This window comes from Oligoflexia bacterium, from assembly GCA_034439615.1.
In the GTDB taxonomy this organism is placed as follows: domain Bacteria; phylum Bdellovibrionota; class Bdellovibrionia; order JABDDW01; family JABDDW01; genus JAWXAT01.
In genome coordinates, this window is record JAWXAT010000018.1 from 25749 (window position 1) to 40529 (window position 14781).

General features: G+C 40.1%; 19 protein-coding genes. 16 read left to right on the top strand and 3 right to left on the bottom strand.

Annotated elements, in window-relative coordinates; all coding sequences use genetic code 11:
* Window positions 1-171: 171 nt before the first annotated feature.
* Window positions 172-1041 (bottom strand): hypothetical protein, encoded by an 870-nt coding sequence (locus tag SGI74_04735; protein ID MDZ4676798.1) that lies wholly within the window; start codon window positions 1039-1041, stop codon window positions 172-174.
* Between the two features lie 350 nt (window positions 1042-1391).
* On the opposite strand from SGI74_04735, the gene SGI74_04740 reads away from it, so the two are divergent.
* On the top strand, window positions 1392-1856 hold the full coding sequence (locus tag SGI74_04740) for a hypothetical protein (GenBank protein ID MDZ4676799.1): 465 nt from the start codon (window positions 1392-1394) through the stop codon (window positions 1854-1856).
* On the opposite strand, the gene SGI74_04745 is transcribed toward SGI74_04740, so the two are convergent.
* On the bottom strand, window positions 1834-2544 hold the full coding sequence (locus tag SGI74_04745; protein ID MDZ4676800.1) for a VIT1/CCC1 transporter family protein: 711 nt from the start codon (window positions 2542-2544) through the stop codon (window positions 1834-1836). The genes SGI74_04740 and SGI74_04745 overlap by 23 nt on opposite strands.
* Before the next feature lie 182 nt (window positions 2545-2726).
* On the opposite strand from SGI74_04745, the gene SGI74_04750 reads away from it, so the two are divergent.
* The 9 genes from SGI74_04750 to SGI74_04790 all read left to right on the top strand — a co-directional run bounded on the left by SGI74_04750 (window position 2727) and on the right by SGI74_04790 (window position 9571).
* The gene (locus tag SGI74_04750; GenBank protein ID MDZ4676801.1) at window positions 2727-4049 is read left to right on the top strand and encodes a hypothetical protein; all 1323 of its coding nucleotides are present in this window, start codon (window positions 2727-2729) and stop codon (window positions 4047-4049) included.
* Window positions 4050-4075: 26 nt separating this feature from the next.
* Complete coding sequence (locus SGI74_04755) at window positions 4076-4792, top strand: hypothetical protein (protein MDZ4676802.1); 717 nt, start codon at window positions 4076-4078, stop codon at window positions 4790-4792.
* A complete protein-coding gene (locus SGI74_04760; GenBank protein ID MDZ4676803.1) occupies window positions 4789-5484 on the top strand; it encodes a hypothetical protein in 696 nt (231 codons plus the stop codon). The genes SGI74_04755 and SGI74_04760 overlap by 4 nt, the downstream gene beginning before the upstream one ends.
* A 168-nt stretch (window positions 5485-5652) precedes the next feature.
* A complete protein-coding gene (locus SGI74_04765) occupies window positions 5653-5847 on the top strand; it encodes a hypothetical protein (GenBank protein MDZ4676804.1) in 195 nt (64 codons plus the stop codon).
* A 79-nt stretch (window positions 5848-5926) separates the two neighbouring features.
* Complete coding sequence (locus tag SGI74_04770; protein ID MDZ4676805.1) at window positions 5927-6256, top strand: hypothetical protein; 330 nt, start codon at window positions 5927-5929, stop codon at window positions 6254-6256.
* Between the two features lie 26 nt (window positions 6257-6282).
* On the top strand, window positions 6283-6807 hold the full coding sequence (locus tag SGI74_04775) for a hemerythrin domain-containing protein (protein ID MDZ4676806.1): 525 nt from the start codon (window positions 6283-6285) through the stop codon (window positions 6805-6807).
* A 188-nt stretch (window positions 6808-6995) separates the two neighbouring features.
* The gene (locus tag SGI74_04780) at window positions 6996-8081 is read left to right on the top strand and encodes a hypothetical protein (protein MDZ4676807.1); all 1086 of its coding nucleotides are present in this window, start codon (window positions 6996-6998) and stop codon (window positions 8079-8081) included.
* A gap of 48 nt (window positions 8082-8129) precedes the next feature.
* A complete protein-coding gene (gene lexA / locus SGI74_04785; protein ID MDZ4676808.1) occupies window positions 8130-8741 on the top strand; it encodes a transcriptional repressor LexA in 612 nt (203 codons plus the stop codon).
* A gap of 299 nt (window positions 8742-9040) precedes the next feature.
* On the top strand, window positions 9041-9571 hold the full coding sequence (locus SGI74_04790; protein MDZ4676809.1) for a GNAT family N-acetyltransferase: 531 nt from the start codon (window positions 9041-9043) through the stop codon (window positions 9569-9571).
* Window positions 9572-9590: 19 nt separating this feature from the next.
* On the opposite strand, the gene SGI74_04795 is transcribed toward SGI74_04790, so the two are convergent.
* Window positions 9591-10001, bottom strand: coding sequence for a hypothetical protein (locus tag SGI74_04795; GenBank protein MDZ4676810.1), 411 nt, complete (start codon window positions 9999-10001; stop codon window positions 9591-9593).
* 168 nt (window positions 10002-10169) lie between these two features.
* Between SGI74_04795 and SGI74_04800 the strand changes: the two genes are divergently transcribed.
* The 6 genes from SGI74_04800 (at window position 10170) to SGI74_04825 (ending at window position 14551) form a co-directional block, all read left to right on the top strand.
* Window positions 10170-10478, top strand: a complete 309-nt coding sequence (locus SGI74_04800) for a hypothetical protein (GenBank protein ID MDZ4676811.1) — start codon at window positions 10170-10172, stop codon at window positions 10476-10478.
* A 17-nt stretch (window positions 10479-10495) separates the two neighbouring features.
* On the top strand, window positions 10496-10696 hold the full coding sequence (locus SGI74_04805; GenBank protein MDZ4676812.1) for a hypothetical protein: 201 nt from the start codon (window positions 10496-10498) through the stop codon (window positions 10694-10696).
* A gap of 295 nt (window positions 10697-10991) precedes the next feature.
* Entirely contained in the window at window positions 10992-12245 is a 1254-nt protein-coding gene (locus SGI74_04810) for a recombinase family protein (GenBank protein MDZ4676813.1), read from the top strand.
* Window positions 12246-12250: 5 nt separating this feature from the next.
* Window positions 12251-12931 carry a hypothetical protein gene (locus SGI74_04815; protein MDZ4676814.1) on the top strand — a complete coding sequence of 227 codons (681 nt, stop codon included), beginning with the start codon at window positions 12251-12253 and terminating at the stop codon, window positions 12929-12931.
* 577 nt (window positions 12932-13508) lie between these two features.
* Window positions 13509-13895: an SRPBCC domain-containing protein gene (locus SGI74_04820; protein MDZ4676815.1), complete on the top strand. Its 387-nt coding sequence runs from the start codon at window positions 13509-13511 to the stop codon at window positions 13893-13895.
* Window positions 13896-14305: 410 nt separating this feature from the next.
* The gene (locus SGI74_04825) at window positions 14306-14551 is read left to right on the top strand and encodes a hypothetical protein (GenBank protein ID MDZ4676816.1); all 246 of its coding nucleotides are present in this window, start codon (window positions 14306-14308) and stop codon (window positions 14549-14551) included.
* The last annotated feature ends 230 nt before the right edge of the window (window positions 14552-14781 follow it).

Here is a 14781-nt window from a genome sequence, read left to right on the forward strand (position 1 = left end):
TACAATGATTTAGCTTAGAGTTACTCATTTGCAAATTCACAAACTCGCGTAAGCGGCAGACAGGCGTCTAAAGTATAGACAACAGGTTAAGGTCAGTTGATAAAAAAAGGGCCGGTATTTCTACCGACCCTTTTAGGAGTATTAGTTCCCGTATAATCTTTTATTAAATAATTACGCAGCCATTGCAGCTAAACAACGACCGGCGATCAAATCATCGGCAATCTTTGTAGCTTGTAAGCGATCTTTACCAGTTTTTTCCATTACGTATAAAATTGTTCCTTCTTTAAGAGCAAGTTTACCAGTAAGACCCTGTTTAGCCATAACAGTTTTGGTCATGCGTAGAATACCAACGTAAGCTTCAATTGCATTTGAATTACTGTATGATTTGTAAGCATCAGCGATGAATTTAGCATTAAACATACTACGTTCAGCTTTGCTTACAGATACTTCTGCGATCAATACGTCGAACATAGCACGTGTGAATTCTTGAAATTGAGTCTGTTGTGCTGTCTCAACTTTACCGATCAAAGAAAGCGCTTCATTTAAACCTTCGAAACGAGCTGGTGATTTGCGAGCTAATTCTTCAACACGGTTAAGGTCAGCCAAATTAACATTAGCATTTACTTTGCCATCTTTAGCTAAGCTTACATCTAATGAACGGCTAAGAACGTTTACATTATTAAGGAAATTAAATTTTGCGGCTTCACCACGAATTTTTGCGCCATCTCCAGAATTATTGGAAAGGTGATTGATATTTTCAGCTGTAGCAGCTGATTTAAGACCATCTACTTTTGCTTTGAGTGCTTCGTTACGCTTAGCTTGTTCAGCTGCTTCAACGCGAGCTTTCTCACCAATTGCGGGGCCTTTTAGAACTTTGGTTTCAGGCTTTACTTCACCTTTACCATGTGTTTTGGGGGCAGCTGGTTTATTTACTTGTGCGTTTACGTTTGCGCCTACAAGAACTGAGGCGATAACGACGCTACTTAAAATCATACGAAACATATTAATACTCCTATTAGTAGTTAATGTTAACGGGTTCATTTTGAAACTTATTGCAATCCAAAGGCCAGGGATTGTGATCAATGCCAGCTTTTTGAAATATTACTAAAACCGCCTAAAAATAAAGCCAACTCAATTCTATTCATAGCTCATGCCCAAATTTATGCAAAATCAGTACAAGCCAATGACAGATTTTCTCAATTTCTCTCAAGCCTGAGCTCGCATTTAAATGCCCTTATAATCGAGCCATGTACATATTGCCGTTTTACGGCGGCTCTCTGTAAACTTCTTAAGCAAATATGCAACTCAAGCGAAACCTTTTGACAGGGTATTGAAGCTTTTACTAAGGTGCCTCCTGATAGATAGTATTCAGATGCTAGCGGGGTAAGGCGATGAATAAACTCAGTCCTTTTTATATAATCCTTACACTATTGATTTGGAGTATTTCTATAGATGCACGTGCATCAAATCGCGGGTTCTATGAGCAATGCATAGGCACTTCATCTAACGAATTAACTCAAATCAGCTGCACGGTTGATAAAGATGAGGCTCGATCAATTCTAAAAATAGAAATTATCAATCTCAAGGCCACAGTTCAGGCAACTGGTAGATTCGGAAACGGGCAAGAAATTCTAAGCGTTATTAAGTCTGAACGAGTTTCGCCACAAATTACTGAACTCGGTGTTGTAGATGAGTCTATTAAAATCACAGCAATTAATAGATCAAAAATTTTAACACTGACACTTCCCTGCGGCCAGCGCGCTTACGGAATTCTCAAATATGGTTCAAAAAAAGATGCAGCATATTTAACCGATACAATTACTCAATGTGATTTTAAGATATTGCCCGCGCAATAAAAAACGCCGCACTCGCAGCAACACTTCCAACAAATAAAGTTTGAAGAGCACCTTTCAATGGGGCTGTGCCGAGAAATTTACTTTTGACATAACCAAAAACTAATAAAGCTATTAGTGTAAACCCACAAGAATACAAAAGTGATTTATGAACATCTGAAAAAATAATGTACGGAGCAAGAGGAATACTGCCTCCTGCAATATAGGCAAATGCGATTGTTAAGCCCCCTTTAAATGCTCGACGTGGATCTGGTTTTTCTAATCCCAATTCAAAGCGCATCATAAAATCAACCCAAGCCTCTGGATTTTTACTCAAAGCTTCTGCAACAGGCCGAACTGTTTTCTCATCTAATCCGTAAGCTTCAAATACTTCATAAATTTCTTTTTCTTCAACGTGCGGAATATCACGCACCTCTCGCTGTTCCCGCGCACGTTCACTTGAATAATGCTCAACTTCACTTTTCGCAGCTAAATATCCGCCAAGACCCATGGCTATTGAACCAGCAACGATTTCAGCAATACCGGCAGTTACTATAAGTGAATTGCTCGAAGTAGCGCCGTAGAGTCCGGCAGCTAATGCAAAAGGAACCGTAAGACCATCTGACATACCCAAAACTAAATCACGCAAAATCTCTGGTGATTTAAAATGTGTTTCCACATGGTGATGATGGTGGTGGGGTGATTTCGCCATTTGTTCTCCTGTGAATCTTAATCTTAGTGCAAGTGCGACAAAATGTCCCAGAGAAATACTTATTAAGCATTAGTTCGTTTTAATGCAGGCATGCGCTTTGCTCTAAGGCTCAATAAGAGGAGTAAACCCATGAAATACGGGTCTTATTGGTTTTTAATTTTGATGTTATTTGTTGTTAAACAATGAAGACATTTTTATTTTGTTTATTAATTTTTATTCCCCTGACTTTCAGTTACGGTCAAGAAGATCATTCAAAACATAATGTCGCACAACCGATTAAAACTTCTCAACAGCAGCAAATTAAAACTTCACACCAGCATCAAAGTAGCCGTCCGTTTGAATGTTCAGATGCAGAATATGTTGATCCAGCACTTGCTATGTGTGTACCTCGACCGGGTGAATACATAGGTTCACTCCATACAATGGTTCATGGAAATGCTTTTTTAATCGGGCAATCATCTTCTGGCAAACGTGGAAAACGTTCATTTGCCGCACCTCACATGCTGATGATTGAATCAGGTAGTTCACTTGATATGAACAATTACGTTAATCTAGAACTCATGCTTACATCAGAATTATGGACACTCCCAAACACCGGTAACCCCGAACTACTTCAAATAGGAGAAGAAAATTCTTACCGACAACCTTATATAGATGCTCAACATCCCCACACTTCTCCCATTATGGGACTCACTTTGAGCGACACCATTCGCCTACCCGTTGGAAACAATCATGCAAAAATATTTTATTCTCCTCGTGGTTCTTCAACAGCTGGCCCCATAGCATTTATGCATAGACCTACGGGCATGGTGAATCCAGACGCACCACTAGGACATCATTTAGGTCAAGACTCAGGACACATCTCAAGTAATGTTTTAGGAGGAGCACTTCAATTAGGCGCATTGAGAATTGAGCCCTCTGTATTTCATGGCTTAGAACCACACCCGACTGAAACAGACATTGAACTTGGAAGATTTAATTCTTATGCGCTTAGACTCACCCAAGAATTGAGCCCCTCTATTTGGCTTATGGGATCAGCTGCCTATATTACTAGCCCTGAACACGATGACACAGGTCTTGCATTTCGTGTGCAGTACTCACTATCTGCTTATACATTTAGTGAATTTTCACACCACTTTAAATTAATTAATGCTCTCATCGTCGGCATGACACGGAATAATAGTGAAACTGCATTAAGATCAATTGGTGAGGAATTTATTGTTCCACTTACTCAAAGTAAAATATGGGGAAGATTTGAACTGATCGAACGGCGCCCCGCAGAATTACTAGTTGTAAGCGCCAATTCAGGCGTTGCTCAATGGCTCACCGCCCTCACTTTAGGTTATACATACGATTTATTTCAGATGGATTCTTTAAATTTTGGTCTGGGCGGTTCTGTCACTCATAATATTTTGCCTCCAGAATTTGCAAACGCTTATGATGGGAATCCTTGGACAGGAAAAGTGTTTGTGCAGCTCTCAGGAGCTGATAGTTTTGATTTCTAAGTAAAAGCTTGCTACGATTTTAAAATATGAAAATCATCATTTACCTGAGCCTCATATTATTTGCTTCAAATGCACTTGCATACTCAACTAATTATTTAATGCTACCCAATAACGAAACACTTACTGCTCAAAAATGGCGCATTGATACTAGGTCACACTTTAATGTTGATAAAAGATATTCTGACACTCAAGCAATTCCTCCTTCGACAAGTTTAGGCGCAACTTATGGTATTTTTGATAATCAAGAACTTTCAGTTGAAGCAGGTCTAGATTGGTTTGAGCCAACAACACAAGACAATCTCAACGCACTTCGAACCCACGGAAAGTTTTTAGTCTCACAAAATGCGTCACCCATCAGCGTAGCCATAGGCTTTTATGAATATGCCTTTAAAACAAATGCAAACAGCCCCAATATTTTATACCTTCAATTTGAAAAAAAATGGGATCTTACCGGGGCATTTAAAATTGGATATTTCTCAGGGAATTCTGAAGTAATGGTCAATGAAAATTTTCAAGCCTCAAACAAAGGCATCATAGCTGGTTGGGCACGCCCACTACCTGAGTTAATAAATAGCCTCACACTTTCAGCTGAATGGATGGGCAGTCAAAGCTACAAAGGCGGAGCACTTATTGGTACTTCTTGGAAGCTACAAAACGCTACATTTAAAATCGGTTATTTTATCCCTACAAATAAACGAATTATTCGCGACTCAATTTTTGCGCAATTAAATGTAGATTTATGAAATACTCCATTTTAAATATAAAAAATAAAATAGAATTTTTTGTGCGTAACCGATTGTCATGGGCCCCATCAATTCCTCATTCACATCCAATTCCCACAAGTGATCTCGCTCTTCATGATGAAATATCTGAGTTTTTAATCGCCATTGATTTAATTTCTGCAGTAAATTTTAATACTCAATCACCACTGGTTGCAGATATTGGGGCTCGTAATTTTGGTTTCGCACCGGCTTATGAAAATTATTTCAATAAGTACAATTTAGATCCACAGCTATTTGGCATTGAAATCGACGCTCACCGTAGACTCCAAAACGGCAGAACACGTGCAGCATATGGAAAGTATTTTGCACAGAGAGTTAAAAACGGAAGTTATCATGCAATGGATTTTCTCAATTGGAAACAACCACTCCATGTAGCTTTTTTACTGCACCCGTTTGTAACTGTAGAGCCATTACTCTCGTGGGGTTTACCAATTCAACATCTAAACCCATACAAAATTTTTGAGCATGCTTATCAGTTGCTCAAATCACAAAAAGGAATTTTAATTTTAAGTAATCCCTCACTTGAAGAATTCAATATTTCGTTAGCATATGCAACTGACATTGGTTTTACGCGGGGCAACGAAACAATCTGGTCGCCTGGGCTAGAATCAGTACAAAAAAAATCACGCTACGGAATTATTCTACACACTTAAAATATCAACATTAATTTCAATTGCATTAGAGTCAAAACAACTCTCATAGAGTTATTTTGACTCTGCAAAAAGCTCTTCTTCAAGCTAAGCGCAAATAGAGCATATATTTATTTGGCAACAGCATTGCAATACAGACCATCGGTAAAACAATCAACTGGAGGTAATTTTATGGGTAACAATGAAAATCGCGAACAAAGACCCGATGACAAACGACAAGCTGGGCAACCTGATGAAGGCAATCAAAAGTTGCAAGCTGATAAAAGAATGAATGATGATCAAAAACAATCTGATCGTCGCTCACAAGAAGGCTCAGGTGGTCAAGAGCAACGCAAACCAAATTTAACCAACGAAGACGAAGAGTAAAATCTTATTATGAAGCCCTTTAAATAGGGCTTCATATTTTTAAATCTGCTCAGATGAGCAACATACAAGGAGAAATAAAATGGCTTACATCGATCCATCAACTTCAGTAAATAAAAGTAAAAAAACTTCACCCATGGGCTCATCATCCACGATGTCAAATAATGGCAGTCAAATGAGCGGCAATAGCAATGGTCAAGCAAAAGCTTGGAACCAAAGTGATAGTAGCAGTGAAACCATAACCACCACCCTAAAAGATACAGCTCAAACTGTAAGTAAAGTGGGCCGTGAATCATATCAAGAATTACGAGTTGGTTTTATGAAAGCTTGGAAAGAAGTTATGTCAGGTTTTAAACGCGCATATTGCGAAATTACTGATTCACTTCAAAAATCAGCCCAGCATTTAAAATAATTATTAGTATTTGGAGGTAAGTGAAAATGGATATTGCTAAGGCATTAAATCGTGATCACAAGATGATTTCTGTTTTATTTAAACAACTTGAAAGCTATTGCGGAGAAACCAAAAGCGCTGGCTTAAAAGAACTTTATTTAAAACTACATGAGACTTTGAGCTGTCACGCAAAAGCTGAAGAGCGCGTCGTTTACAAACGCCTTTTTACCGTGAAGAAGCAAGATGTTGAATTCATGACTCATGAGAGCGCGATTGAACATGAATTAGTAGACAAGCTTCTCACTGAATTAAAAAGAAGTGTGCAACCAAAGAATCCATTGAAGTGGTTTAGTAAACTTAAAGTTTTACGAGAAATGGTTGAGCATCACGTGCAAGAAGAAGAAAAATATATTTTTAAGTATGTTAAAAAGAATTTTTCTCGACTTGAGCGAAGTGAGATGACCGAGGAGTTTGTGAAAATTAAAGAAGAACTCAAAACTTCACGCAAACTTACACCCGCTTACCAAAATCGACGACCTCGCAACCAAGAAACCGGCGTCGCCGCGCATTAACTTTGCAAAATAAATAAGATAAGCTAAGGCACCTCCTAAAGAGGTGCCTTTCTTTTTTACCTATAAAACTTTGTGACATGTCATTTTTACAAAATTTTTCGATTTTTCGAAAACCACAAAGAAATTAAGAGCTTTAAGCCGGCATGCTCACTGCAATCCACTCGCTCGAACAACATCTGGGGGGATTAATGGAACTGACAAAAAGATTTCTTTTCACGTGGTTAACTGCACTTACACTCGTAGCTGGCCTCACTCAATCTCAAGCACAAGCATCTTGTAAACAAACTCTTAAGCTTATCGGCTCAAGTACTCAAGCCGCAGTTAATGTTCGAGAACTAAAAGAAATCAAAACCATGCGGGTCATGGCTTTTAATGTGAACAATCTATTTACATCAGAAGTTGAACGCGTCGGCCCCAAACCTCCACAAGTAAAATCTGAATTCGAAATCAAACGCCTTAGAGACATCATTCAAGAAACTAATCCTGATTTCGCAGTCTTCACCGAGGTTGCTAGTAAAGCCTCACTAGATAAAATCAGCAAAGGTTATCCAAAGACCGAATATGAAAGTTATCTCATTCAAGGTAATGATCCTCGTGGTATCAACATTGGCTTTGCCGTTAAAAAAGATCTTCCATTTCATATTGAACAGATTTCTCACAAACATGTAATGTGGTATGACCATATTACCAAAAAAGATGTTCCACTTTTCTCCCGCGATTTACCTGTTCTTCTCTTCAGAACAGAAGCAAATGCAAAACCATTTCTGATCCTTTTTGGTAATCATGCAAAATCTCAAAGAAATCGAAAAGGTGATCCGCTTTCTTCTAAATGGAGAACTGCTCAATTCAAAGGTGCCGCGAAAATTGTTGAACAATTCAAACAAAAATTCGGCGACGTGCCTATGATTTTTGCTGGTGATCACAACACCAACGTTATGCACTCAAATGAAATTGCTCCGCTATGGCCCCACTTTGTAGATTCGTTTAATGCAGCGCCTGACACCCTAGCTCCGGGCCCAGATAGAACTACATTCACCTATCACCCACTTGTTAGATGGCGTCCTAAAAAAGAAGGTGTCGCCATTTGGAATCAGTTAGATGCGATCTTGTTCTCTAAAGGTTTTGCTAATAGCTTAAAATCTGCAAAAATTTATCGTTACAAAGATGCCTTGGGAAACGTGCTTCGTCTGCCTGAAAGCTTTAAGGAGCGCGGTTTAAACCCCTCTGACCACTACCCAATTTTTGTGGATTTCTTTACGGACAAACTTTTCTAGACCTTTTTTAATATTGACTTACACATTACTTACACATATGTTGGGTGTATGAGAATACCACTGACCCCCAAAGAACATATGGTTTTGGAATACATCAAGAACTTCCAAACAAAAAAAGGGTACGTTCCCACTTACCTAGAAATCAAAGAGAAATTTGATTTCGCTTCTTTCTTCTCAGTACAACGCTACTTAAAACAACTTGAAACCAAGGGCTATCTACGCAGCCCTTGGGGTAACAAAAAACGAGCCTTTGAAATCGTTGAAGCGCAATCAGATGACAATACTTCTATTCCATTTTTAGGAAAAGTTGCCGCCGGTAAACCCATTGAAGCAATCGAGCGCCATGAGTTTGTCGAAGTTCCTAGTTGGATGGCAAAAAATGGCGGAGAAAAATTTGCTCTCGAAGTTGTTGGTCAATCTATGATCGATGACGGAATTCGCGAGGGTGATATTCTTGTCGTGCAAAGACAAGAGACCGCTCAAAATGGCCAAACCGTTGTTGCATTGATTGATAATGAAGCCACAGTAAAAAGATTTTTTCTGCGCGGTAAAGAAGTTGAATTGCGACCCGCAAATCCTGAGATGGAACCCATCTTCGTACATGCAGATACAGTTACTCTCGCAGGGGTTGTTGTAGGCCTCATTAGGAAGTTCCGATGAAATATTTTAAGCTGTTTTCCCCACTCACCTCATTGTTCATATTTGCCTTGTTGCTGTTCTGCCTATTGATGTCCACCCCATTGTCCGTGTAGCGCCAGTCCTGGAAATCCGTCTCCAGGGCTGGCCTTACTCCTCAAGTTCCCGTCCATGGGAACCCCACTGACCCTACCCTCTACGTACTGTATTGAGCTCTTTCCCTGCAGCTCTTACATATATAAGACGCAAGAGCCCCCAACGCGGGTTATATAAAATATTTTCAATTGTGTGATTACAATAAAAAATATTAAGTATTATAATAGATGAATAAAATAATCATTGAGACCAAAAGAACAATCATACGCCGCTATGAACCCACAGATATACCCGAAGCATTTCATACATTCGGTGAACCTGAGGGCGCAAAATATATCAGCCATAATGGTCTTGATAAATCAATTGCAGATACAGAAAAACGTATTCATAGATATCTCACCCATTATGAAAAATACTCATACGGTTTATGGGCTGTTATTGAAAAAGCATCGCAAAGTGTAATTGGTGTGTGTGGTTTATTTCATGCCCGTGAAAGCATTCCCAACATGGAACTTGGCTACAGATTTCGAAAATCTCACTGGAACAAAGGCTTCGCCACCGAGAGTGCCCAAGCCTGTTTAAACTATGGCTTTGGTGTACTCAATGGCAAAAAAATCGACGCCATTGTGAATCCCCAGCATCAAGCATCGATTAAAGTATTAGAAAAAATCGGAATGAGTTTTGAGAAAGACTTCGAACTAGATTCAGAAAAATTAAAACTTTTCTCCATTTCACAAACATCAACTGGCATTTCTTAGGAACTCTTCCCGATGGCCATTAGTAACCACTCGGAAGTTTAATTCCCTGCAGCAAGCTATTGGAGCTAAACCCTTGAGGAGCATTCATGCCAGTAGCTGTGGCACCAGCAATATTTGTTGTAAAGTTAGGCTGACCTAAAACGATATCTGCCGGAGCGCCATTAGTAGTTGGGATTGAGTTCCAAATCAGAACGCGTCTGTTTCCAAAATCAACAATATAGATTCTGTTTTTATCGATATAACCACCAATTGGTGATGAAAGTTTTGATTGAGTGATGCCCGCAGTAGCGGTTGTAAAATCAGGTTGACCTAAAACCACATCGGCTGGTTGTTTTGTGACGGTAGGAATCGAGTTCCAAAGGAGAGCTCGGTGATTATCTCTTTCAACTACTAAGAGCTGTGTGCCATTTGTCGATACAGCGCTAGGCATCTTCTAAGGACCTGCAATCTCAGTCAAGTACATGATTTCATTGAAATTCAGGTCCACCTAATTTCGCAAGAAAACCCCGATTTAAAGTATCTTTATGAACAAGGCCACTCGATCAAAGAGATCGCAGCACAATTTAATTTGGCCTATACCAGCGTCCATCGGCAACTTGTGAAGCAGCAAGTGACGTTCCGTGCAAACAAGTCCGTCAAGTTTTTAGAAAATCAACGGCAGACTTTTAAAAATTCAGCGCCGCCCGCATATGGATTTTGTTACCTTGAAGGCCGACTGCAAAAAGACCCTCGCGAGCACCCAATCCTTCAAATAATCGAAAAACAGCGGCAGACCGGGGAAAATCCAACGGAGATCGCCCGATACTTGGACGGCAAAAAGTTTAAAACTCGGCATGGCAAATCTTGGAAGCAAGCCCATGTCTTTAACATCACTCAGCGTCTTAAAATTACAACGACAAAACAATAACATCAAGGAGCACATAAATGAATTTAGAAAGACTTTTTATTTGGATTACTGGGGTTGTCATCGCATTCGCTTCCATCGGACAGCTCGACGTTTTACAAAATTGGATATGGAAGGCTCAAGCCCACGTTATTTACGAATCCAGATCCTCAAACTGGGGAAGTCCAAGATTTTTCTCTGATGTTGAAGTATCTAACAAGCATGCCGTCAGAGAAAAATAAATATTTTTGCTCGGCCGCCATGGCGACATCCCGCCAGGAGATCTTTATTTCGCTAAATAGCCGTATTTTTTTAGCTTTTTAAATTACAGGGTGGCGGAAGTTCGCCATCTAAGTTCAAGCCGTCGTTTCTTGAACATTTAAATTACTTCTTACATTTCAAGTACCTACTTAGGTGACAGTGACAACTTTTTTGCAATGTACATTTCTTGCTCAATCTATCTCCAAGAAGAATCGAAAACAACAAACCTAGGAGGTGATCTATGATTAAAAATAAAAACCAAAAGCAAGGTCAGCTGTGAATCAAAATCAAATTTATCAGCAGCAAAATAATACAAGAGCGGTCTTTTTATATGTCCGCGTCTCGACACTCGACCAAATCGGCGGTGCCGAAAGCCAAGCACGTGCATTGACTGATTGGTGCGGAAAAAATAATATTATAAATTTTGAAATTTTCACTGATCACGGAATATCGGGAGCAAAAGAAAGTCGACCTGCTCTTAATAGGATGATTGAAAAAATAGATGCTGGACTTTGCAGTCAAGTAGCGGCACTTCTTATTGGGTGTTATTCAAGAGTATCGACGGACGAGCAGGCAAATGTTATCGAAGGATCACTCGATAACCAACGCCACCGAATGCAGTCTTTTATCGACATTAAAAATATGCAAGAGCCTAACTGGGGTCACTTAGTAGAGTATTTCGTAGACGATGGATACTCTGCCAAAGACACCAACCGCCCGGCTTACGCACGGATGATGAAAGCTTTAAAGTCCGGTAAAATAGATGCTGTGATGGTGACGGAACTTTCACGGCTATCGCGCAACATTCCCGACTTCTGTGACTTTCATAAGATGCTCGAAAGTCAGGGAGCGAAGTTTTTTTCGATCAAAGAACAATTTGATTCGAGCACTCCTGCCGGAAAAATGATGCTCTATAATATGATAAATTTGGCGCAGTTCGAACGAGAGCAAACGTCAGAACGTGTTGCGATCAACTGCCACTCCCGCGCCCAGCGCGGACTTCTTAACGGCGGTCCCGCAATCCTTGGTTACGATAAAGATCCGGCAAAGAAAGCTACGTTTCTCGTCAACGAACAAGAAGCAAAAGATGTTCGCAGAATTTTTGAACTCTTCATCGAACAAAGAAGTCTAAGCCGCACAATTGATGCAGTCGCGGCAGAAAACATAAAACCGAAAGTCCGTGAAAACGAAAAAAACCGTCTGGTCAAAGCCGGACGATGGACCATCGAATCTTTGAGTTTTGTCCTTAAAAATAAGGCCTACATTGCCGTTCGCGATGTCAATAAAGTTAGTAAGAACAAAGATCAGAGTAAACTCAAAGCTTGGCAAAAATTTGGAAGCTATTCAGCTTCTTGGCCCGCGATTGTTGATGAAGTGATGTTCAACACTACAAATACAATCCTCGCTGAAAATTTCGAACGCGAAAGAATGCGTCTTGATACGTCGGCCAGTCAGCACACGGAAAAATTCAGGTTCACCGATATTACGTCCACTCTACTAAAAAAGGCGACGTCATCAATTGCTCGGTGAAACGTGTGAAGGCTGAGAAAATCGAACTGAAACTGGCCAAATATTTATCTGATATTTTACTTGAGGCAGGCCACTTCGACCAGATCGAGGAGCGCATCCATCAGCTTGCGGCGCATTCGCCAGAGCAACTTAAAGCAGATAAAAATCGAATTTCTGTGGAACTTCAAAAGCTAACTCTTGCCGTGAAAAATACTTTTAAGATCCAGGCGGCCCTTAATTGCGAGTCCGATGCCATTCGCGAAACTGCCAGAGAGCTTGAAGAACTTAGCCGGAAGAAACGCCACCTAGAGGTAGAACTTGAAAGTCTGAAAGCCAAAGAATTCGAAAAAGGTGACGTTGATGACGCGATCAATGACCTGAAGGACCGCCTTGGTTCATTCCGCAAAGGCTGGATAAAGGCGTCAGCCGTGATGAAGAAGTCTTTGCTGAAAGATCTGGTTTACTTCGTTCTCGTCGGCCCCAAGGGGCTTAAGATTCAGTTCCGTTTGAAGCACGATCTGAATAAAGATGTCACTCCCGAGGAGTTAGCAGCGGCAAAGATTTTTGAAAATAACGTCATTGATTTAGCAGAAAAAAGGCAAAAAAATTCCGAAGAAGCGGAAGCTACTTCGGAATCTACGAATTCTAACAACTTGGCCATCATTGGTTCGCAAGTCGTTGGAAATGGTAGGTGCCCAGAGACTTGAAGCACTAATCCCTCCGCTATTAATTGAACTTGTTGTCATTACACTTTGACCTAAAACAATATCTGCGGGTTGATTAGTAATCGTAGGTAGGGTGTTCCAAATCAGAACGCGGTTATTAACAAAATCGGCCATAAATAATCTTCGTCCATCGGTATCAAGCCATGCAGGACCCCGCATCGTAAATGAATCAGGTGTGGCGCAGGCACATTGATTAGCGGTGCCCACGTTCATATTAGGTTGCCCCAAAACAAGATCAGCTGGTTGCTGAGTAGTCGTTGGAAAAGAACGCCACGCCAAAATCCGCTGATTCCCCCCATCGGCTAAATAAACAATGGGATCTCTAAGACCGTTGACTGAATACTTGATAAAGCCGCATCCAGCTATGACCAAAAGTAAAAATGTTGTCGTTACAAGATGCTTATTCACCATATGTTTTGATTATTCCAATTTTGTGGCCATTATTCAATGGGTAAAGGCTCCATATATATTTTCACAACAGACTCAAACAAAGACTTTAGGTTGAAGGGATTGAGGAATTTGAATATTCTGATAAAGAACATTAATCAGAAGGAAAGCTATGAAAACGAAAAATATTTTACAGAAAGTCATTTTACCAGGTACACCAAAGCAAGTGTACGACTCCCTAATGGACTCAAAAAAGCATGCTGTTTTTACTGGAGACAAGGCAAAGATTGGCGGAAAAATCGGTAGTAGTTTCAAAGTTTATGGCGACTATATAACCGGTTTCAATCTTGAACTCAGGCCAGGCAAACTCATTGTGCAAGCGTGGCGTTCAAAGGAATGGCCCGATCACCACTATTCCATAGTGACCTATTCCCTTTCACATTCCGGTTCCGATAAGACACTGCTCGAGTTCTCTCAAATTGGAGTGCCTGCAGACGACTTCAAAGCAAAGAGTCAGGGTTGGAAGGACCATTATTGGGAGCCTTTGAAATTGCTTTAAGAATTAATTTTTTTGGTTTGTAGTTGTGATTGACTGATTTGCTGTTTCTATTGTTTTGGAGTCACTTGCGAAAGGGCTCAAAAAGATTTTAAGAGATAACTTCCCGCGTTTGTTTCAGACTCAATAGGTGTTACCGCCTGAGCGGAGATTGCCCCAATTGTTAAAAATATCAGGATTGTAAGTATGTGCTGGTATTTTATCACTGACACTTAAACGACATTTCAGCAGTGTAGTCATCACCACCGATCATGATTGCGACGACAGTTCCTGCAGCACCTACAGCTGAACCGCCTGTGCGTACGTCTTGATTTCCACCAATGGGAGAAGACTCTATCTCAGACTAAAAAACTTTGACCTCTCTTGAGAGTTTTGATAGTTTGTCATTCTTATTTTGAGGAAAAGAATGATTGATGACTGAAAAGAAAAAATCCAAGACTAAATCCACTGATTCCACTGATATTTTGTCTGCCATTAGAGATATTCATGGTAAAATGGAGGGTCTTGAAATTCATCTCCATAATAAAATTGATGTTACCTCAAAGGATCTAGAACGCCAAATTCAAGATCAAAGAGCTGATATTCATAAGATGAAAGAAGAAATTCTTGGTGCCTTTGATGCATCAGCTCGTTTGCCTGATGTTAGCTCAAAAGTTTAACAGCATGATAAAAGATTAGAGCATCTTGAACAAAAAACGACAGTCTTGGATGTTGCCATCAAAAATCTAGATAAACTTTGATAGACCTTTTACAGTTCGATCGTCATGCAAAAAATTGATGCTGCTAACTGATGATTTTATATCTTCGTCAGCCTATAAAAGCGGATGCTATACGGTCTGGCAAGTGGGTGGATCGTAGGCAAGCTGGTAACGAATGCTTGTCTTAATGA